Below are 20837 nucleotides of genomic sequence, written 5' to 3' on the forward strand. Positions count from 1 at the left end.
CCGTCGACGACGCGCAATGCGCACCGGTTTCGTCGCCTGTGTTGCACCCGCGGGCAGACTAAGCCGACAATCGTACGGGTTGCAACGACGCGATTGCACTCGCTTGACGTTATGTCACTCCGGGTGGTCCCCCAGGGTCGCCCAGCCGTCGGCGGAGATGCCGCGGAACCTCTCGGAGAGAAAATCTATGAATGCCCGCAGCTTGGGCTGCGGAAAGCGGCCCGGCGGGTAGATGGCGTAGATGCCCAGTTGCTGCGGCATCAGGTCCGGCAGCAGCCGCACCAGGCCGTTCGCCTCCGGCGTGCCGGAGAGGAAAAAGCTCGGGACCATTACGATCCCCAGCCCCCGGCGCGCCGCGGCGAGCAGCGCGTCGCCGTTGTTGGCCGAGAGCCGCCCACCGGCGCGGATGTCCCGGTCCTCGCCGTTGCCATTGGTCACCCGCCAGAAATTGCCGGTGGCCAGGTTCGAGTAATGCAGCAGCATGTGGCCGGAGAGGTCATCGATCGAGGCGGGATTGCCCACCCGGTCGATGTACTCCTGCGAGGCCAGCAGCATCTGGTCGGTCTCCGCCAGCTTCTTCGCGCGCAGCGAGCTGTCGGGAAGCGTGCCGATGCGGATGGCGACGTCGAACCCTTCCGCCACCAGTTCCACGAACCGGTCATCGAGCACCATGTGCACGGAGACATCCGGATAATCGGCCAGGAAATCCGCGACGACGGGGCTGAGGTGATGCACCCCGAAACTCACCGGCGCGGACACCCGCAGCTCCCCCTTCGGCTCCGACTGCATGGAGGAGACCATCGCATCGGCCTCCGTCGCATCCGCGAGCACGCGGCTGGCGCGGTCGTAATAGGCGAGACCGATCTCCGTGGGGCTCACCCGGCGGGTGGTGCGGTTCAGCAGCCGGGCACCGAGCCGGACCTCCAGCGCCGAGACATGCTTGGACACCGCCGATTTCGACAGGCCCATCTTGCGGGCCGCCTCGGTGAAACCGCCCTGGTCGACCACCCGCAGAAAGGCTTCCATTTCGGTCAGTCGGTCCACTGGGGACTCCCGGTGCATTGTTTCCAGTCAGTGCATACACACGCCCGGCAGCCCGGAACTGTCAATAGCAGCCACCGGCGAATCGCCCGGTTTTGCAGCACCCGTCGCTCAGCCGCCGCAGCGGGCGAGCTGGCTGCGGTAGCGCGCCGCCTGGCCGTTCACCTGGGCCGCGACATCGCGCAGCCACTTCTTGTCGCGCCATCGGCCGCGCTGAAAGCCGGCGTGGCCCTCGTGATAGGCGAGGTAGTGGCTATAGGCGTCCGAGGGGCTGAGGCCGATCACCTTGGTGGAGCGATTCGTGTACCAGCCGACGAAATCGGCCGCGTCGCGGAAATCGTCGCGGTCCGCCCAGGAATTGCCGGTGGACTCGCGGTACCAGTCCCAGGTGCCGTCGATGGCCTGGGCATAGCCGTAGGCGCTGCTGACCCGGCCGGTGGGCACGCCGAGGAAATAGGTGCGCGGGGTGCGGGCATCGGCGCGGAAACTCGACTCGCGCCAGATGATGGCGAAGAGCACTTCGGGCGGGGTGCCCCAGCGCTGCTGCGTGCGCTTGGCGGCCTGATACCAGTCCGGCTGCTCACGGATGATGACGCAGGCATCCTCGGTGTTGCTGACCCCCGGGCGGGAGGTCGAGGAACATGAGCCCAGTGCCAAGGCCACCAGGAGAAAAAGGATACGCCGGATTCCCGGTCTGCCGAACTGCCTCAACATGGGCGGCACCATATCCGATTTTTCCGGTTTTGTAACCTCTTCGGGGCAATCCTTCACAGAAGGAAGGCGAGCATCGAGGGGATGGCCGCCACGGACAGCAGCGTCGAGACCACCACCATGCCGGCAACCGAGTCCGGCTGGGTGTTGTAGCGCGCCGCGAGCAGGTAGGAGCTGACGGCCACGGGCATGGTCATCTGCAGCAGGAAGGCCCCGCCGGCGGCGCCCCAGCCCAGCCCGAAGGCGGTGATCAGCGCCACGCTCACCGCGGTTCCGATCGCCAGCTTGAGCACCGACACCCCGAGGGCGAGGCCCACGTCGCGCGCCGAGAGCCGGGCGATGGCCACGCCGAGGGTGATGAGCATGAGCGGGATGGAGATCTGCCCGAGCAGCGTCAGCGTGTTCATCGCCCAGGCCGGCGGGTCATAGTCGAAGTAGAGCGCGAGGCCGCCGAGCACGGCGCCGTAGACCATCGGCTGGCGCAGCATCTCGCGCGAGCCCTCCCCCGACACCAGCCACACGCCGAGGCTGAAGTTCAGGATGATCATCACCGCGAAGACCACCAGCGCATAGGCGAGCCCGGTCTCGCCATAGGCGAAGAGAATCACCGGCAGGCCGATGTTCCCGGTGTTTCCGAAGATGATCGGCGAGAGCATGGCCCGGATGTCGAGCCCGAAGAGCCGGCACAGGCCGTAGCTCAGCACCGCCACGGCCGCGTAGCCCACCAGCGCCGCCACCGCGAGATCGCGCAGCGCGGCGTGGTCCACCTCCGCGCGCGCGAGCGCGGTGAAGATCAGGCAGGGCATGCCGAGGGTCATCGCCAGGCGCGAGACGAAGGCGAGATCGTAGCCCAGGCGCATCCGCACCCAGACGTATCCGCAGCCGGCAAGAAAGAACACCGGGGCGACGACGCCCAGCACCTTGACGAGTATATCCATGAGGCCCTCCTGCGCCGAGCGCTAGCACTTGCGCGAGAGGATGTCAGCAGGTACGGTCAGACTGTTGTGTCCAGGCCCCGGCAACCCTTGTTGCCGGGGCCATTTCAGTTTAGATGGGAAGCATGTTACGCGCAGCAGCCAAATTCTCGATCGGTCAGGTGGTCCGCCACCGGTTCCACCCCTTCCGCGGGGTGGTCTTTGACGTGGATCCGGTGTTCGACAACACCGAGGAATGGTGGCTGTCGATTCCCGAGCAGCACCGCCCTGACCGGGACCAGCCCTTCTATCACCTTCTCGCGGAAAACGAGACCAGCTACTACGTGGCCTATGTCTCGGAGCAGAACCTGCTGGAGGACGACAGCGGCGAGCCGGTCGACCATCCGGAAGTGACCGAGATGTTCGGCGCCCTCAGCGGCAGCCGCTACGCGGTCGAGGTGCCCCGGCACTGACCCCACGCGCGCCGAGCCGACCCCACACCCCGGCCGGTGACGGCGCGGGGTGTCTTCGTCTGCGCGAGACCCCTGACCGGCCAGCGCCTCGGGGGGCATCGAGCCCCCGCTCGGCGCTCGCCGGCCCTGCGGGACCGGCCCGCGGCGTCACCGGCAGCGCGGGACCGGAGGCGGGCAAGCACATGGCGATGCCGGACACTGCCGCGGTGCGCGCTCGACCTGCCGCAGGTCTGTCACCCGAAGTGCCGAGGAAGACCCGGGCAGGCGCGAGGCGCCCGATGCTCCCTGCGGCGCCACAAGCCTGAGCCCCACCCCGGGGAGAGGAGCAGCGCCCTGCCGACCGTTTCCGGGAGAGCCTGCCGCAGCCGGGCAAGACGTCCGAAAGCCGTGGCACCCTCCCCGATGGCCGCGCCCGCGGGGCGGGGCGGCGCGCCGACGCCCCGCCGGCCCGGTTCAGAAGCCCAGCGCGCAGCCGTCCTTGCGGGGATCGGAGGCGCCGAGGAGGATGCCGCGCGCCCGGTCGATCAGGATCGCCTGCGCGCCGCCCAGCGGGATGCCGGGGATGCCGACGGCATGGCCCATTCCGGTGAGCGTGCCGCGCACAGCGTCGGAATAGCCGCGCTCCAGGCCCAGAACGCCGTCATCGGTGAAACTGCGCGGGCCGTCGATGGCCTGCTGCGGGTGCATGCCGAAATCGACCATGTTGGTCAGCATGCGCACGTGGCCGGCGGGCTGGTAGGCGCCGCCCATCACGCCGAAGGGCATCAGCACCTCGCCGTCCTTGCGCAGCATGGCCGGGATGATGGTGTGCATCGGGCGCTTGCCCCCCGCGAGCTCGTTCGGGTGGCCCTCCACCAGGCTGAAGCCCGCGCCGCGGTTCTGGAAATTCACCCCGAAGCGGGCGGAGGCGAGGCCGGAGCCGAAGCTGTGGTAGACCGAGTAGATCAGCGACACCACCATACGGTCCGCATCCACCACGCTGAGGTAGACCGTGTCCTTGTGCACCTGCTCGGAAAGCGCCGCCGGCGCGGCCATCGCGCGCTCCGGGTCGATCAGCGCGGCGAGGCGGGCGGCGGTGTCGTCCGCGAGCATGTGGGCGAGGCGCAGCTCCACCCGGCCCGGATCGGCGATGAACCGGTTGCGCGCGTCATAGGCGAGCTTGGCCGCCTCGGTCTCAAGATGCGCGCGCGCGGCGCCGAAGGGCTCCAGCGCGGCGATGTCGAAATGCGACAGGATCTTCGCCATCAGGATGGCGGTGGCACCCTGCCCGTTCGGCGGCAGCTCCAGCAGCTCCATGCCGCGGTACATGCCGGAGACGGGCGTGACGTAATCGCAGGCGGTGGCGGCGAAATCCTCCAGCGTGTGCACGCCGCCGCAGGCGCGCAGCGAGGCGACCATGTCCTCGGCCACCTCCCCCTCGTAGAACCCGGCGCGGCCCTGCGCGGCCACCCGGCGCAGCACCTCGGCCTGGCCCGGCGCGCGGAAGATCTCGCCGGCGCGCGGGGCCCGCCCGTCGATCAGGTAGAAGCCGCGCGCATCGCCCGAGAGATCCCCGGCATCCTCCGCCCAATCGCGGGCCACGCGGGGGGCCACCGGAACCCCGGCCTCGGCGTAGCGGATGGCCGGGGCGAGCACGGCGTCCAGCCCCAGGCGGCCATGATCGGCGGAGAGCCGGCAGAACCCGTCGATGGCGCCGGGAACGGTGACCGCATCCGCCGCATGCAGCGGCACCGCCGAGAGGCCGCGGGCGCGCATCGCCGCGGCGCTCTGCGCGGCCGGCGCGCGGCCGGAAGCGTTGAGCCCGATCACCTCGCGGCCGGGCCCGGGCTGGACGAGGGCGAAGCAATCCCCGCCGATGCCGGTCATCTGCGGTTCGCACAGGCCCAGCAGCACTGCCGCGCCGATGGCCGCGTCCACCGCGTTGCCGCCCTGCTCCATCAGCTTCACCGCCGTGGCGGCGGCAAGCGGGTGCGAGGTGGCGCACATGCCGCCGGCGGAAATGACCGTCGAGCGGCCGGGCATCTGGAAATCGCGCGTCGTCATGGAACCTCCCGAACCTGTTGCCTCATCCTCTTAGACAGTTTGTCCCGGCCGGGCCAGAGCCGGGAGCTGCGCGAGATAGACCCTTGTCAGCCGGGCCGCGGCACCGCATGCTCTGCGTCATGAACATCGTGAACGGCACTGCTTTCGGAACCGACGGTCGCAGCTACGATCAGGTGACCTTCCACCGCACGGAGCTCAGCGCGATCCTGCAGGTCTATGGCCGCATGGTCGCGGCCGGTGTCTGCAAGGATTACGGGATCTCGCACCTGCGGGATTGCGCGATCTTCTGCATGTTCCGCCGCACCGCCGAAACCCCGCTCTACCGGGTGGAGAAGCACCCGCGCCTGGCCGAGAAGCAGGGCATGTACCGGGTGCTGGGCATGGACGGACGCATCCTCAAGCGCGGGCAGGACCTGAAGGTCGTGCTGCAGGTGGTCGAGCGCAAGCTCATCCGCATCGTGAAGGACTGAGCGCCGGGGCGGAGGCTGCTTCCGCCGGCGGATCAGGACCGGGGCGCCGTCCACACGCAGGGCCGCATGACGCTCCGGGCCCCGCACCCGGCCGTCCCGAACCACCTGCCAGGCAAGTGCCCATTGATCCCGGCCCCCCGCCGGACCTTTGAGCATCGAGTGTCACGTCCCGCCCGGGCACAGGCTGCCGCCAGATCACGCTGCCATCGGACACGCACCGGGACCCGTTGAGCCGCGGCGCGCGGGCCCCTCCTCGGCGCCCCGCCGGAACCGGCGCAGGCGCGTGTCAGCCGCCGGGGCGGCGCGCGCCGGGGGCGGAGCGGGCGCGAAGCTCCGCGATCATCGCGTCCAGCCCCTCACCGAGGTCGATGCCGACGGCCACCCGCTCCCCCCGCCACTCCGTCATCGCGGAGACCAGCGCCGCGAGGCCGGGCCGGCCCTCGCCCGTCACGAAGACGGGGGAGCCGGAGGCGCCGAAGTTCACGTCGCAGCTCAGCAGAAGCAGCCGGTGATCGCGCGAGAGCACATGGCAGGGCTCCTGCAGCGAGGCCACCTCGGAGCGCGCCCGGGCGTAGGAAACCAGCGCCACCGGCTCGGATATCCGCGGACAGGGCGCGCGCGCGAAGGGAATGGCCGCGCTCTCGGCCACCGGGGCCTCCAGCAGGAGCAGCGCCACGTCGGCGGCGAGGCGGCGGTGCTGGTCCGTATCCGCGGGATCGTAGCCGGGCGCGAGCACGTAGTCGCGCACCCGGGCATGCGCGCGCATCTCGCCCTTCCGCCAGCCGGCGAGGAAATGCACGCTCTCCGGCGGCACCGGCCTGCCGGTGCGCGGGAAGAACAGGCAATGCCCGGCCGTCACCACCAGGTCCGGCGCGATGAGCGTGCCGGTGCAGAAGCCGCTGCCGGCCACGTTCACCCGGCCCACCCCGGCCCAGGGCCAGGCCTCCTCCGCGGTGAGCAGGCGGTGCAGGTCGGCATCGCCCGGCCGCACCCCGGGCGCGCGCGCCACCACAGGCACCGTCGCGTCCTCCGCAAGGGCGGACGACAGCACGCAGGCCGCGAGCAGCAGCGCGGGCCCGACGGACCCGAAGCGGAGAATCGAGTGGCGCATCCGCGCAGTATGCGCCGATGCGGGCCACCTGCCTACGCCGGCCACGCCGCGACGCACGACTATTGCACTCCGCCCCCCCGGGGTGCGCCACGCCGGCCAACGCACCTGCTGCGCCACGCCTTCAGGACGGGCTGCTGTCGCGCCCCGGGTTCAGAATGCGCGTCAGTCGCGCCGCCGGCGAAGAGCGCGCGGCCGGTGCATCACCCGCCGACAGGGCACGTCTGGTGCACCGCGCACCGATATAGCCCTTCTGTCGCGCCATTTGCCGATTCAGCCCCTCTGCTGCGCCGCGTACCCGACAGAGCCCTTCTGTTGCGCCACTTGCCGACAAGGCACGTCTGTTGCGCCACTTGCCGACAAGGCACGTCTGTTGCGCCTCCTACCCGACAGGGCGCATCTGGTGCGCCGCGGCGGCGGCAGTGTCGAACGCCTCCAGCCCGTTCGGGCAGGGCCCGCCCGTCGCCCAGTCCAGCAGTTCCGCGGTGTGGACCACCGGGATGCCGGTGCCCGAGCGCAGCTGCATCATGCAGCCGATGTTGCCGGCGGCGATCACCTGCGGGCCCGTGGCTTCCAGCGTGGCGAGCTTGCGCGCCTTCAGCTCGGCGGAGATCTTCGGCTGCATCAGGTTGTAGGTGCCGGCGGAGCCGCAGCACAGATGCGCGTCCGCCGGCTCCACCACCTCGAAACCGGCGGCCTTCAGCAGGGCCTTCGGCGCCGCGGTCACCTTCTGGCCGTGCTGCAGCGAGCAGGCGGCGTGATAGGCCACGCGCAGCCGCGGCGCCTGCCCCTCCAGCCCCAGTTGCGCCACCAGTTCCGTCACGTCCCGGGCCAAGGCGGCCACTTCGGCGGCGTCGGCGGCCAGGTCGCTGCCGGCGAACATGTGGCCGTAGTCCTTCACCGTGGTGCCGCAGCCGGAGGTGTTGATCACCACCGCGTCCAGCCCGGCGCCGCGCTTCTCCGCCATCCAGGCGCGGATGTTGCGCGCGGCCTGGGCATGGCTGTCATCGGTCTTGCCCATGTGATGGGTGAGCGCGCCGCAGCAGCCCATGCCGCGGGCGATCACCACCTCCACCCCCAGCCGGGTGAGCAGGCGGATGGTGGCGGTGTTGATCCCGGTGTCGAGTGCGCGCTGCGCGCAGCCGGTGAGCAGCGCCACCCGGGCGCGGCGGGGGCCTTCGGCCGGGAACACCTGCGGGTCGTCCAGCCGCGAGACCGGCGGCACGCGGGCCGGGGCGAAGCGCACCATGGCGCCCAGCGTCTCCGGCAGCAGGCCGGCAAAGGGCCGGGCCAGTTTCGCGCCCAGCAGCGCGAGGCGGAAGCGCCCCGGGTAGGGCAGGACCTTCGCCAGCGTCCAGCGGATGGCGCGGTCCATGAAGGGGCGGCGGTAGGTTTTCTCGATGTGTTCGCGGGCGTGGTCCACCAGATGCATGTAGTGCACGCCGGAGGGGCAGGTGGTCATGCAGGCGAGGCAGGAGAGGCAGCGGTCGATGTGCTTCACTGTCTTCTCGTCGGCGGGGCGGCCGCTCTCCAGCATGTCCTTGATGAGGTAGATGCGGCCGCGCGGGCTGTCGAGCTCGTCGCCCAGCACCTGGTAGGTGGGGCAGGTGGCGGTGCAGAAGCCGCAATGCACGCAGGAGCGCAGGATGCGGTTCGAGCGGGCGATGGCGGGGTCCGCGAGCTGGGTCTCGGTGAAACTGGTCTGCATCAGCCCATCCGTCCGGGGTTGAGGATGCCGCGCGGGTCGAAGCGCGCGCGCAAGGCTTTCGAAATGGCGGCGATGGCGGGGGCCTCGGGCTGGAAGGCGCCGAGGGCGCGGCGGGTCTCCGGGCCCGCGCGCAGCAGCGTGGCATGGCCGGGGCCCGCGAGGGCGGGGCGCAGGTCCGTGCCCTCGGGCGCCAGCGCCCAGAGCAGGCCGCCGCCCCAGTCGAACACGATCTCCCCTGCCCCGGCGGCGCGCAGCCGCGCGGCGAGGGCGGGCCCGTCGGAGGGGCGCACGGAGAGGCGCCAGAGGTCGCCCGGCCTGCCGGCCGCCCAGGCGAGGTCGCGAAACCCCTCGAAGGCGGCGCGGGCGGGCCCGGCCTCCACGATCTCTGCGCTCACGCCGCACCGTGTCTTCAGCAGCGCGGCAAGCTTGCCCGCCCGCACCTTCAGCGCGTCGGCGAAGCCTTCGAGGCGGATCCAGGTCTCGGCCGGGCCGGAGAGGTGGACGAGCCCGTTCGCCTCGCAGGGCGAGCCGAGCGCCACGGTCATCGCCGCCACCGCGCCCGCGTCATCGAGCCCCCCGATGCGCAGGGCAAGGCAGGTCTCCGGCCGGGGCAGCACCTTGAAGGCCACCTCGGTGAGCACGCCCAGCGTGCCGTGGCTGCCGGCCAGCAGCTTCACCAGGTCGTAGCCGGTGACGTTCTTCATCACCCGCCCGCCGTTGCGGATCACCGCGCCGGCGCCATTCACGAAGCGGATGCCGATCAGGCTGTCGCGACAGGCGCCGGCCTGGATGCGGCGGGGGCCGGAGACGTTGCAGGCCACCATGCCGCCCACCGTGGGCGCGCCGGAGGTGCCCAGCACCGCGCGGTGGTCCATCGGCTCGAAGGGCAGCATCTGGCCCTCGGCGGCCAGCGCCTCCTCCACCTCCGCCAGCGGGGTGCCGGCCTGCGCCACGAGGGTGAGCGCGCCGGGGTCGTAGAGGGTGATGCCGCTGAGCCCGGCCACCGACAGTGCCTCGCCGGTCACCGGGTTTCCCAGCGCCTGGCGGGTGCCGCCGCCGGTGATGCACAAGGGGCCGCGCGCGCCGCGCACGCACTCGGCCAGCGCCGCTTCCGTCTCCGGGCGCATCATGACGCCCGCCCCGCGCGCCGGGTCTCGGAGGCCGCGAGCGGGAACACCTTCGCCGGGTTCAGCAGCCAGCCGGGGTCGAACACGTCCTTCACGTCCATCTGGGCGGAGAGATCGTCGGGCGAGAACTGCACGCTCATCAGGTCGCGCTTCTCCACCCCCACGCCGTGCTCTCCGGTGAGGCAGCCGCCCACCTCCACGCACAGGCACAGGATGTCGGCGCCCAGCGCCTCGCATTTCTCCAGGTCGCCGGGCTGGTTCGCGTCGAACAGGATGAGCGGGTGCATGTTGCCGTCCCCGGCGTGGAACACGTTGGCCACCTTCAGCCCGTATTGTGCCGACATTTCCTCGATGCGGCGCAGCACCATGGGCAGCGCGCTCACCGGGATGGTGCCGTCCAGGCACATGTAATCGTTGATCTGGCCCATGGCGCCGAAGGCCGCCTTGCGGCCCTTCCAGATCAGCGCGGACTGCTCCGCGCTCGCGCTCTCGCGCAGTTCCGAGGGGGCGTGGCGCTCCGCGATGGCGCGGATGCGGGCGAGCTGGGAGGCGATCTCCTCCTCCGAGCCCTCGACCTCCACGATCAGCAGCGCCTCCACATCCGGGTAGCCGGCGTGCACGAAGGCCTCGCAGGCGCGGATGCAGGGCCGGTCCATGAACTCGATCGCCACCGGAAGCACCCCGGCGCGGATGATGTCGGCCACGCAGGCGCCGGCCACCTCGTTCGAATCGAAGCCCAGCATGATGGGCCGCGCGCCCTCGGGCTTCGGCAGGATGCGCAGGGTGGCTTCGGTGACCACGCCGAGCTGGCCCTCCGAGCCGCAGACCACGCCGAGCAGGTCATAGCCCGCCGCATCGAGGTGCGCGCCGCCCAGTTCCACCACCGAGCCGTCCATCAGCACCAGGGTGACGCCGAGCAGGTTGTTCGTGGTCACCCCGTATTTCAGGCAATGCGCACCGCCGGAATTCATGCCGATGTTCCCGGCGATGGCGCAGGCGAGCTGGCTGGACGGGTCGGGCGCATAGAAAAATCCGTCCGCTTCCACGGCCCCGGTGACGGAGAGATTGGTACGACCGGTCTGCACCCGGATGTACCTGTCGTCGTAGGATGTCTCCAGCACCGCGTTCAACCGCGCCACCCCGAGGATGACACTGTCGGCCGTGGGCATCGCCCCCCCGGCGAGCGAGGTGCCCGAGCCGCGCGGCACCACCGGCACCCCCTCCTCGTGGCAGATGCGCAGCACCGCGGCCACCTCCGCGGTGCTGGCCGGCAGCACGGCGGCCAGCGGCTGGCAGCGGTAGGCGGTGAGCCCGTCACACTCATAGGCGCGGGTCTCCATCGGGTCGGAGATCACCGCGCCGGGCGGCAGCACCGCTTCCAGCCGCGCCACGATCTGCGGCTTGCGCGTCAGGATGCTTGCGTCAGGTATCGGCATGTCCATGGCAGCTCTCCCCATCGGGCCCGGATTATTGGTTACTCCATATTACCAATTCATGGTCTTGCAAAGATGTCGGGTCAGGGTATCAGTGCATGATGATGCCCGAATTCGCCAATCTGAGTAACTTTTTCACCCTGCGGGATGCGCTGGCGGCGGGATTCCTGCTGCTGAGCTGGGCGGTGTCGGGCTATCTGATCGAGCACGCGCCGAAGCACCGGCCCTCGATGCACATGCTCATGCAGTCCTACCGGCTGTCGTGGATGCAGGAAATGTGCCGCCGCGACGTGCGCATCTTCGACACCAACATCCTCTCCACCCTGCGCCAGGGCCCGAGCTTCTTCGGCTCGGCCTGCATGATCGCCATCGGCGGCGGGCTCGCCCTGCTGGGCCAGACGGACCGGCTGGTCTCCGTCGCGCAGGACCTGAACGTGGAGGGCGCCTCGCTGCGGGTGGTCTGGGAGGCGAAGATCCTGCTGGTGATCGTCATCCTCGCCTCGGCCTTCCTGAAATTCGTCTGGTCGCACAGGCTGTTCGGCTATTGCGCCGTGGTCATGGCCTCGGTGCCGAACCTGGATGGCGGCGGGGTGACGGAGGACATGAACGAGATCGCGCGCAAGGCGGGCTATCTCAACATCTACGCCGCGCGCAGCTTCAACCGCGGGTTGCGCGCGGTGTATTTCGCGCTGGCGGGCCTGTCATGGCTGCTGGGGCCGGAGGCGCTGGTGATCGCCACCGTGTTCACCCTGTTCACCCTCTACCGGCGCGAATTCAACTCTCAGTCCCGTGCCGTAGTGCTGGCACGGCGCTGAGGTCGGCCGCGGGCAGGCGCCTGGCGGGGCGGATCGCCGGGCGCTCGGGAGACAGCTCGGAAATCAGCGACGAGAACTCGGCCTGCACCGTCAGCGTGTGCGAGCGCAGCCGCTCCAGCGCCGCCAGCACCTGAGCCTGGCTCACGGCATTGCCGGCGTCCAGCACCTCGTCCAGAAGGTAGTTGAGATTGGCGATCGGCAGGTAGAATCGCTCCAGCGCCCGGTCCGCCAACGCCTGGAATTCGCTTTCGATGGTGCCGGAGGGCAGGAAACCGTCACGCAGCAGCGAGGCCAGAGTGCCCTCCGCCGAGCGTGCGAGCACGGTCAGCCGCTGCCGCCTGCCCGGCCGCCGGCTGAGCCGCAGGGTGACGCCCGCAAGCCGCAGTCCCGGGGCGCAGAGCCCCTCCGGCGGGGTGGTCACCGGCTCCGTCGTGTCGGACTCGAGCAGCGTGCGGCACATCTCCTCCAGCCGGTCCGCAATCGAGCGGCGCAGCACCGCGTGCACCGGTTCGGCCTCGGGGAGGCTGAGGATGAGCTGCGCCGGGCCCAGCGCGGCGGAAAGACGCCGGACGCGCAAACGGCTATCCACCCCCAGTTCGAGCACGATCTGGAGGCCCGGAACCTCCGGGTCGGCACTCGACCTTATAAGGGTATGCATCATCTGCGGGACCTCCGGAGACCACACTGACAGACGTTACGGGGCCTTCCGCCGGTGCATGGCTGAGGACGGAAGCACGCGAAACGGCTGCGGGCTTCCCCTGGCTAACGCTGATCCGACTGATTCATCCTGACATCATACATCGTTTGCGTCCGTTTCCGAACCCGCTGTTGCGCCGCACAGAAATTGCGACACATCGTCGCAATTCCACCGGTCACCGGCTCTCGAAACGCCATGCACCGAGGGTGAGGGCCGCCGCCAGCACCAGCATGAGCCAGCCCGGGGCCAGCGGCGTGAGGCTGATGTCGCGTACGGTATAGGCCTCGCGCTCGGCCAGGCCGATCCAGCCGCGCCCGGCCGCGAGACGGTCCTCGCGCACCCGGCGGATCTCCGGCACGCCGGCGCTGGCGAGGCGGACGATGCCGCCCTCCGTCGCCGTGACCAGCGGCGCGAGAATGTCCCCGGTGGAGATCGGGTTCTCGAATTCGCGCGGCGAGGGCGGCCCCACCGCCACCACGATCTCGTGCGCCTCGTCCGACAGCCGGTAGAGGCCCTGCTCATCGGCGGTGAAGCTGGTGGTCCAGCGCCCGGGGCGCTGCAGGGTGAAGGGCACGCTGGCCGTCTCTCCGGACGGGCTCTCCACCGTCAGATCGGAGGTGAGGTCCTTCAGCGAGCGGCGGTTCACCGTCACCTGGGCGCCGGAGACGGAGGCGGTGAGCGCCTCCTCCTCCAGCTCGGGCTCCTTCATCAGCCAGTGCGCGAGCCGGCGCAGCAGTTCCGCCTGCGGCCCGCCGCCCTCATAGCCGCGTGACCAGAGCCAGGCATGATCGGAGGCGAGCATCGCCACCCGGCCCTTGCCCGGACGGTCGAGCACCAGGAGCGGCCGGTCCCCCGGGCCCTCCATCACCGTCTCGCCGCGCTCCGCCTGCATCTCGATCAGCCGGAACCAGCGGCCCCAGGTGGGGCCGGTATCATCAGCGGACTCCGCGCCCTCCAGCCCCTCCGTCACCGGGTGGCGGAAGCCGAGCCGGGAGACATGCGGCCGGAAGCCCTGCTCGAGGATGCGCGCCGTCGGCTCCGCCGGCAGCACTTCGCGGATCGGGGTGCGGTGCAGGCTCTCGATCCCGGCATAGGCCGGGCCGGAGGCCACCAGCACCGCGCCGCCCTCCTCCACATAGCGCGCCACATTGGCGAGATAGGCGCGCGGCAGCACGCCGCGGCGGCGGTAGCGGTCGAAGATGATGAGGTCGAACTCGTCGATCTTGTCCATGAACAGCTCGCGCGTGGGGAAGGCGATGAGCGAAAGCTCGAACACCGGCACGCCGTCCTGCTTCTCCGGCGGGCGCAGGATGGTGAAATGCACCAGGTCCACCGAGGGGTCTGCCTTCAGCAGGTTGCGCCAGGTGCGCTCGCCCGGGTGCGGCTCTCCGGAGACGAGCAGCACGCGCAGGCGGTCCCGCACGCCGTTCACGGTGATGACGGCGGAATTGTTGCGGTCGGTCAGCTCGCCCTCGCGCACCGGCGTGGTGAGCTGGATCACGTTCGCGCCGCCGTGAGCGATCCGGACCGGGATGTCCACCGTGCGGCCCACCGGGAACGGGATGCGCGCGGTCTCCTCCCCGTCGACGGCCACGCGGATCTCCGCCTCGGACCCGGCGCTGGCCGGCGTGCGGCCCAGCGCCTCCACCGAGACGCGCAGGGTGACATCCTCGCCCACGATGCCGAAGGCGGGCGCGGTCTCCACCTTCAGGCGGCGGTCCCACTCATCGGCGCGGCCGGTGAGCAGCACGTGCACGGGGGCGGGGAAATCGGTGAGCACCTCAGGGTCGTGCACCTCGCCGTCGGTGACGAGAATGGCCCCGGCGATACGGTCCGGCGCGACTTCGGCCGCGGCGTCGGAAAGCGCGGTCATCAGCCGGGTGCCCGGATCGTCGGCCACGCCATCGGGCGGCGCGAGATGGATGATCCGGGTCTCCACCGGCGCCTCGCCCGGACGGGCCTCGGAGAGGCGGCGCAGCTCCGCCTCGATCTGCGCCGCGGTGTCGGCCGAAACCTGCGTGCGATCCTCGATGCCCTGGCTCGCGCTCTGGTCGATGACCAGGAAGGCGATGTCGGACAGCCCGTCGCGCTCCTCGCGCTGCAGGGAGGGGCCGGCCAGCGCGGCCAGCAGGCAGAGGAACGCGAGCCCGCGCAGCCACCAGCCCCGGCCGCGCCGCCAGGCCGCCACCAGCGTGAGCAGCAGGGCCAGCCCCGCCAGCACCGCCAGCAGCGGCAGCGGCACGAGAGGGTCGAATCCGAGGCTCGCGTTGAGGTCCATCGTCACTGTCCCAGTCTCTCGAGCAGGGCGGGCACGTGCACCTGGTCGGATTTGTAGTTGCCGGTCATCACGTGCATCACGAGGTTGATGCCGAAGCGCCAGGCCATCTCGCGCTGGCGCTCGCCGCCCAGGGCCCGGCCCACCGGGAACATGGTGCGGCCGTTCTCGTCCAGCGCCCAGGCGGCGGCCCAGTCGTTCGAGCCGATGACCACCGGGGTCACCCCGTCATTGAGGTTGCGGAACGGCATGCCGTCGACCGTGTTCGGGTCCTGCGCCGCCTCCACCCACACCGGGCCCTCGGCGTAGCGGCCCGGGAAGCTCTGCAGCAGGTAGAAGGCGCGGGTGAGGACGTGGTCCTCCGGCACCTGCTCCAGCGGCGGGATGTCGAGCTGCGAGGCGATGCGCTGCAGGGCCTTGCCGTTCGGCGTGCCGGTGCCGAGGCCGGCGCCGAGATCCGCGTCGCGCGTGTCGAACACGATCATGCCGCCGCCGCGCAGGTAGGCGTTGAGCTTGGCCACCGCCTGCGGGCCGGGCATCGGCTGGGTCTCCGCGATCGGCCAGTAGAGCATCGGGAAGAAGGCGAGCTCGTCCGTCTCGATGTTCACCGCCATTGGTTCGCCCGGCTCGATCGCCGTGCGCGCCGCGAGCATGCGCGAGAGACCGGAGAGCCCGGCCGCACTCACCCGGTCCACCCGCTGGTCGCCGGTGAGGACATAGGCCAGCACGGTCTCGGTGGTCGCGGCGATGGCGCGGTCGTCCCCCTCCTTCGGGGGATCCTCGAAGGGCACCACCTGCTGGCCGGCCTGACCGGGGGCGGGCTGCGCCTGGGCCCGCGCGCCCTGCGGGGCGGCCAGCGTGAGCGATGCCGCCAGCCCGGCGCTCAGCAGGACCAGGGTGACGTGGCCCGCATGCGAGGGCCGCCCGCCGCGAAGCCGCCCGCCGAGCCAGAGCGTGGCCAGCAGATCGGCGGCGAGCATCAGGATGGCGGCGATCAGGAACCACTGTTTCAGGCCGGTCTCCGTGGTGGCGCCAAGCTGCTCCACCCGGGTTCCGGCAGGCGGGGCCGCCGCGGCCTGCAGCGTGCTGTCCGCGGTGAGGAGATTGATCGCCACGGTGCGGTCCCCGGCGCTGTAGACGCCCGGCGGCGCATCCGGCCCGGGGCGGCCCTCGGCCAGCCGGGCGCCGCTCACGCCGGCGACGGCGCTGGCGTCAATTGGCCTTCCATAGCCGTCGATCACCAGTTCCGGGGTCCAGACCGTGCCTTCCAGCGCATCGGTGTCGGGCGCGCCGGCCCGCGCGCTCACGGCCAGACGCTCCAGCATCTGCACGAAGAGCCCGGAGAGCGGCAGGCTGGACCATTCCGCGTTCGCGGTGACATGGAACAGCACCACGCGGCCCTCCCCCTCCTCACGCGAGGTGACCAGCGGCGTGCCATCCTCAAGCGCGGCCCAGATCCGGTCCGGCAGGTCCGGGTCGGGCTGGGCCATCACCTGGCGGGTGACCGTGACCTCTTCCGGTGTGGGCAGGCCGGCGAAGGGGCTGGAGCGCGGGAAGGCGCGCAGGGTGCGCGGCGCACCCCAGGACATCGCGCCCCCCACGGAGCGGCCGCCCTCGCGCAGGCGCACGGGCAGCAGCGGGTCCAGCTCCTGCGTGCCCTGGCTGGAGGCGGCGAGGCGCGGGCCGGCGAAGCGGATGAGCAGCCCGCCGCCGTCCACCCAGGATTGCAGCGCCTCGTGTTCCGCCGGGGCCAGCACGCCCACATCCGCGAGGATCAGCACGTCCGGGCTGGCGGCCAGCATCTCGGAGAGCGGCGCCTCGATCACCTCCGCCGTGGGGGCGAGGGCCTGGCGCAGGTAGTGCAGCGGCGAGACCAGTTGCTGGCCCTCCTGCACCTGCGCCCCGGCCATCAGCCCCACCTTGCGGCGGCGGATCGCCTCGTCTGTGAGGGTGACGGCGCCGGCCGAGGGCTCCGCCGGAATGGTGAGCCGGGTGATGCGGTTGCGCAGTTCCAGCGGCATGTCGAACGCCACTGTGGCCGAGGTGTCCCCCTCCGCGAGGTCAGCGGAGGCGAGGGCGAGACGGCGCTCCTTGCCGGCCGGATCGGTGCCGATGGCGGCAACCTGCACGCTGCGCGGCCCCTGCCCCGGCGCCCGGGCGATATCGGCGCGCAACAGCCCTTCCTCCAGCCGCGCGGGCTTCAGCCCGAGGGCGAGGCGTTCGGGCCCGATCACCGTGAGCGGGCCGAACCCGGCCAGCGTGCGGGTGATGTCGGCCTGCGCCCCATCCGAAAGCGCGTCCGAAAGCCCGTCGCGCAGGTACCAGGTGTCGACCGGGCCGGCCGCGGCCACCGCGGTTTCCAGCGCCGCCGCCCAGCCGTCGCGGTCCGGGGCCCAGGCCCGCGGGCGCATCCCCGAGAGCCGGCCCGACCAGTCCGCTGCCGGACGCAGGTCCAGCCGCGGCTCGGCGGGAACCGGATCGGCCAGCGACACGAGCGCCACCGGGCGCCCGGCCCGGCCGGCCTGCTCGAGCACCTCGCGCACCCGCGCCTGCCGCTCCGACCAGTCCGGCGCCGAGGCCCAGCCGCCGTCGAGCACCACGAGAACCGGGCCGGAGCCGGTGATCGGCTGGCGCGGGTTCAGCACCGGATCGGAAAAGCCCAGGATGGCCGCGGCCACCGCGAGGATGCGCAGGAGCAGCAGCCACCAGGGGGTGCGTTCGGGCTGCTTTTCCGGGTCGCGCAGCCCGAGGAGCAGGCGCACACCCGGAAAGGCCATGCGCCGCGGCCCCGGCGGCGTGGCCTTGAGCAGGAGATAGAGCGCCGGCAGCGCCGCGAGGGCCACCAGCAGCCACGGATTGAGAAAGGCGAAAGCTCCGAGGCTCAGCATCGGCTCATCCCTGTCCGGCAGTCGGCGGCGCGGTGCGGGCCCGGCCGGGCCCGGCGGATGGGGTGGCCCCCGGAAACAGGCCGCGGGCCTGCGCGGGCGCCCTCTCAGCGGCGGAAGCCCCGGCGCACAGCAGTGTGGCGCGGGCGCTCACCGGTCTCCCCCGATGGCCATGTAGAGCCAGAGCAGCGCCTTGCGCGGGCTTTCGGAGGTGCGGTGCTGAAGAAACTGCCAGCCCGAGCGCAGCGCCCGTTCCGCGAGCATCTCCCGCCGCTCGGCCAGCCGCGAAACATAGGCCTCCCGCAAGGCCCGGGCGCGCTGGGTCTCGAAATCCACCACCCCGGCCATGGAGCGGAAGATCACCCTCCCGTCGAAGGGGAAGCTCTCCTCCGCCGGGTCCAGGATCTGCACCAGGGCGCCGGAGACGCCGGATTCCGCCGCCCGGGCGATCGCGTCGAAGAGATCCGCGCTCGGGCCCATGAAATCGGAGAGGAACACCGCCCGGCCGCCGCGGGTAAGCGGGTCGGCAGGGGGGGCGCCGTAATCCGGCCGCTGCTCGCGCCCGAGCGACAGTTCCATCGCGATCCGGGTGAGCTGATTCTCCCCCGGGCGCGGGCGCGACTGGGCCGAGCCCATCAGCCCCACACGCTCGCCGCCGCGCACCAGCAGCACCGAGAGGGCGAGGGCCAGCAGCGCCGCGCGATCCGCCTTGGAACGGGGCGCTGCGTCGGAGCGGTAGTCCATCGCCTGGGCGTCATCGGCCCAGATCTGCACGCTTTGCGCCGATTCCCACTCCATCTCGCGGATGTAGTAGGAATCCGAGCGGGCCGAGTGCCGCCAGTCGATCGCGGCGGCGCTGTCTCCGGGAACGGCATGGCGGTACTGCCAGAAGCTCTCGCCCGGGCCCGCGCGCCTGCGGCCGTGCACGCCGGCCACCACCGTGTGCGCCAGCCGCTCGGCCTCGGCCATCAGCGGCGGCAGCGCGCCGGAGATGCGCTCCGCGTCACGCCGCAGCCATTCGGCGGTGCCGCCGGGGCGGGACGGGCCTGCGCTCATGCCGCCTCGGCCCGGCGGGTGACGGTGTCAACCAGCTCGTCGATGACGCTCTCCAGCGTCTGGCCCTCGGCGCGGGCGGCAAAGCCGAGCGCCATGCGGTGTTTCAGCGCCGGGCGGGCCAGGGCCACCACGTCCTCCAGCGAGGGCGCGAGCCGGCCGTCCAGCAGCGCTCGGGCGCGCACCGCGAGCATGAGCGCCTGCGCGGCGCGCGGGCCGGGGCCCCAGCTCACCGCGCGGTTCACCCGGTCGGAGGCATCCGCCTCACCCGGGCGGGCGGAGCGCACGAGGTCGAGAATCGCGTCGACCACCGCCTCTCCCACCGGCAGGCGGCGCACCAGCCGCTGGGCCGCGAGCAGGCTGGCGGCGTCGAACACCGCCTTCGGCTCGGTTTCGGCCAGCCCGGTGGTGGCGAGCACGATCTCGCGCTCGGAGGCACGGTCCGGGTAGGTGACGTCGACCTGCAGCAGGAAGCGGTCGAGCTGGGCCTCGGGCAGCGGGTAGGTGCCTTCCTGCTCGATCGGGTTCTGGGTGGCGAGCACATGGAAGGGCACCGGCAGCTCGCGCCGCGCGCCGGCCACGGTCACATGCCGCTCCTGCATCGCCTGCAGCAGGGCGGACTGGGTGCGCGGGCTGGCGCGGTTGATCTCGTCGGCCATCAGCAGCTGGCAGAAGATCGGGCCCTGGATGAAGCGGAAGGCGCGGGAGCCGTCCTGCGCGGTCTCCAGCACCTCGGCGCCCAGAATGTCGGCGGGCATGAGGTCCGGCGTGAACTGGATGCGCGCGCCATCGAGCCCGGTGACGGTGCCCAGCGTCTCCACCAGCCGGGTCTTCGCGAGGCCGGGTGCGCCGACCAGCAGGCAGTGCCCGCCCGAGAGCAGGGTGATGAGCGTGAGGTCCACCACGTCCTTCTGGCCGATCACGCGCAGGGCGATCTCCTCGCGCGCACGGGCCAGCCGCGCGCCGGTGGCCTCGATCTCGCCGAGCAGTGCCGCGCCGCTGTCTGCACTGTCCTGCGCGCCGGTGGTCGCCCCGAATTCGCTCATGCCGTAAACTCCCGCTGGGCCCGTGAGGGGTGGGCCGGAAAATGCCTGGCGCCATGGGAATGCCGCCCTGATCAGACTACGTTGAATCGGGGGCGTGTCCAGTCCGCCCCTGGTCCAGTTCGAAGAGGAACCCATGCCGGACGATCAAAACCCCGCGACGAGACCGCGAGCGCCCAGTGCAGAGGGCCTCGCCGAAACCGTCCGCGCCGCGGCCCGCAAGGGCCCGCCGCCGGTCCATCTCTGGGACCCGCCCTATTGCGGGGATCTCGATATCCGCATCGCCCGCGACGGCACATGGTTCTACCTCGGCACCCCGATCGGCCGCGAGGCGCTGGTGCGCCTCTTCGCCTCCGTCCTGAAGCTGGAGAATCATGGTTACTATCTCGTAACTCCGGTGGAGAAGATCGGCATCACGGTGGAGGACGCGCCCTTCCTGGCCGTCGATTTCCGCATCGAGGGCACGGGCCACGACCAGCGCATCATCTTCACCACCAATGTGGGCGACGAGACCGTGGCCGGCCCGCGGAACCCCTTGCGCGTGGAGCGCGACGCGCAGACCGACGAACCCGCACCCTACGTGCACGTGCGCCGCGGCCTGGAGGCGCTGATCGACCGCAAGAGCTTCTACCGGCTGGTGGACATGGGCGCGCATCACGGCGGCTGGTTCGGGCTGTGGTCGGACGGGGCGTTCTTCCCCATCATCCTGTCGGAAGAGTTTTCGGGGGCCTGACCGGGCCGTTCAGAGGCGGGGCGCCCCCGCGCGGCGCGGAGCACGTGGGCGACCGGGGCTCCGCGCGTCGCGGGGCACGCGGCGACTGGCGCTCCGCGCGTCGCGGGGCACGCGGCGACTGGCGCTCCGCGCGTCGCTAAGCACGCGGGCGGCTGGCGCTCCGCATGTCGCGGCGCCCGGCCCTCACGCCGCTCACCAGGGCTTGCGGAGGCGGCCGGCCAGCCGCTCCCGGCGTGTCGGGCCGCCGGCCGGGCAGCCCTCCGCAACGGTCGGGGGCTTGCTGCGGCAACCGTTCCCGGCAGGTCCGG

17 protein-coding genes are annotated in these 20837 nt (G+C 71.5%); 4 read left to right on the top strand and 13 right to left on the bottom strand.

Annotated elements, in window-relative coordinates:
* Positions 1–114: 114 nt before the first annotated feature.
* The 3 genes from FDP22_RS02785 to FDP22_RS02795 form a co-directional block, all read right to left on the bottom strand.
* The gene (locus FDP22_RS02785; RefSeq protein WP_138576401.1) at positions 115–1044 is read right to left on the bottom strand and encodes a LysR family transcriptional regulator; all 930 of its coding nucleotides are present in this window, start codon (positions 1042–1044) and stop codon (positions 115–117) included.
* Positions 1045–1152: 108 nt separating this feature from the next.
* Complete coding sequence (locus tag FDP22_RS02790) at positions 1153–1698, bottom strand: transglycosylase SLT domain-containing protein (RefSeq protein ID WP_239031851.1); 546 nt, start codon at positions 1696–1698, stop codon at positions 1153–1155.
* Between the two features lie 110 nt (positions 1699–1808).
* Positions 1809–2690, bottom strand: a complete 882-nt coding sequence (locus FDP22_RS02795) for an AEC family transporter (protein WP_138576397.1) — start codon at positions 2688–2690, stop codon at positions 1809–1811.
* Positions 2691–2812: 122 nt separating this feature from the next.
* Here FDP22_RS02795 and hspQ point away from each other — a divergent pair, with 122 nt between their 5' ends.
* The gene (hspQ, locus tag FDP22_RS02800; protein WP_138576395.1) at positions 2813–3139 is read left to right on the top strand and encodes a heat shock protein HspQ; all 327 of its coding nucleotides are present in this window, start codon (positions 2813–2815) and stop codon (positions 3137–3139) included.
* Positions 3140–3592: 453 nt separating this feature from the next.
* On the opposite strand, the gene FDP22_RS02805 is transcribed toward hspQ, so the two are convergent.
* Positions 3593–5182: a gamma-glutamyltransferase family protein gene (locus tag FDP22_RS02805; RefSeq protein ID WP_138576393.1), complete on the bottom strand. Its 1590-nt coding sequence runs from the start codon at positions 5180–5182 to the stop codon at positions 3593–3595.
* Positions 5183–5301: 119 nt separating this feature from the next.
* Between FDP22_RS02805 and FDP22_RS02810 the strand changes: the two genes are divergently transcribed.
* A complete protein-coding gene (locus tag FDP22_RS02810; protein ID WP_138576763.1) occupies positions 5302–5652 on the top strand; it encodes a DUF2794 domain-containing protein in 351 nt (116 codons plus the stop codon).
* 286 nt (positions 5653–5938) lie between these two features.
* Here FDP22_RS02810 and FDP22_RS02815 read toward each other — a convergent pair whose 3' ends face one another.
* From FDP22_RS02815 to FDP22_RS02830, 4 genes are all read right to left on the bottom strand, one after another.
* Positions 5939–6763, bottom strand: a complete 825-nt coding sequence (locus FDP22_RS02815) for a trypsin-like serine peptidase (protein ID WP_138576391.1) — start codon at positions 6761–6763, stop codon at positions 5939–5941.
* Positions 6764–7142: 379 nt separating this feature from the next.
* Positions 7143–8468 (bottom strand): glycolate oxidase subunit GlcF, encoded by a 1326-nt coding sequence (gene glcF / locus FDP22_RS02820; protein ID WP_138576389.1) that lies wholly within the window; start codon positions 8466–8468, stop codon positions 7143–7145.
* Positions 8468–9598 (bottom strand): FAD-binding protein, encoded by a 1131-nt coding sequence (locus FDP22_RS02825; protein ID WP_346728827.1) that lies wholly within the window; start codon positions 9596–9598, stop codon positions 8468–8470. The genes glcF and FDP22_RS02825 overlap by 1 nt, the downstream gene beginning before the upstream one ends.
* A complete protein-coding gene (locus tag FDP22_RS02830; protein WP_138576387.1) occupies positions 9595–11037 on the bottom strand; it encodes an FAD-linked oxidase C-terminal domain-containing protein in 1443 nt (480 codons plus the stop codon). The genes FDP22_RS02825 and FDP22_RS02830 overlap by 4 nt, the downstream gene beginning before the upstream one ends.
* An 89-nt stretch (positions 11038–11126) precedes the next feature.
* Here FDP22_RS02830 and FDP22_RS02835 point away from each other — a divergent pair, with 89 nt between their 5' ends.
* The gene (locus FDP22_RS02835) at positions 11127–11843 is read left to right on the top strand and encodes a DUF599 domain-containing protein (RefSeq protein ID WP_346728828.1); all 717 of its coding nucleotides are present in this window, start codon (positions 11127–11129) and stop codon (positions 11841–11843) included.
* On the opposite strand, the gene FDP22_RS02840 is transcribed toward FDP22_RS02835, so the two are convergent.
* The 5 genes from FDP22_RS02840 to FDP22_RS02860 form a co-directional block, all read right to left on the bottom strand.
* Positions 11803–12504 (bottom strand): hypothetical protein, encoded by a 702-nt coding sequence (locus FDP22_RS02840; protein WP_138576385.1) that lies wholly within the window; start codon positions 12502–12504, stop codon positions 11803–11805. The genes FDP22_RS02835 and FDP22_RS02840 overlap by 41 nt on opposite strands.
* Before the next feature lie 211 nt (positions 12505–12715).
* Positions 12716–14818, bottom strand: coding sequence for a hypothetical protein (locus FDP22_RS02845; RefSeq protein ID WP_138576757.1), 2103 nt, complete (start codon positions 14816–14818; stop codon positions 12716–12718).
* Between the two features lie 2 nt (positions 14819–14820).
* Entirely contained in the window at positions 14821–17703 is a 2883-nt protein-coding gene (locus FDP22_RS02850; RefSeq protein ID WP_138576383.1) for a DUF4159 domain-containing protein, read from the bottom strand.
* A gap of 147 nt (positions 17704–17850) precedes the next feature.
* On the bottom strand, positions 17851–18756 hold the full coding sequence (locus FDP22_RS02855; protein WP_138576381.1) for a DUF58 domain-containing protein: 906 nt from the start codon (positions 18754–18756) through the stop codon (positions 17851–17853).
* The gene (locus FDP22_RS02860; RefSeq protein WP_138576379.1) at positions 18753–19799 is read right to left on the bottom strand and encodes an AAA family ATPase; all 1047 of its coding nucleotides are present in this window, start codon (positions 19797–19799) and stop codon (positions 18753–18755) included. Before FDP22_RS02860 ends, FDP22_RS02855 begins: the two co-directional genes overlap by 4 nt.
* A gap of 133 nt (positions 19800–19932) precedes the next feature.
* Between FDP22_RS02860 and FDP22_RS02865 the strand changes: the two genes are divergently transcribed.
* A complete protein-coding gene (locus FDP22_RS02865; RefSeq protein WP_138576377.1) occupies positions 19933–20529 on the top strand; it encodes a DUF1285 domain-containing protein in 597 nt (198 codons plus the stop codon).
* Positions 20530–20837: the final 308 nt, after the last annotated feature.

Source organism: Paroceanicella profunda, from assembly GCF_005887635.2.
Taxonomy (GTDB): domain Bacteria; phylum Pseudomonadota; class Alphaproteobacteria; order Rhodobacterales; family Rhodobacteraceae; genus Paroceanicella; species Paroceanicella profunda.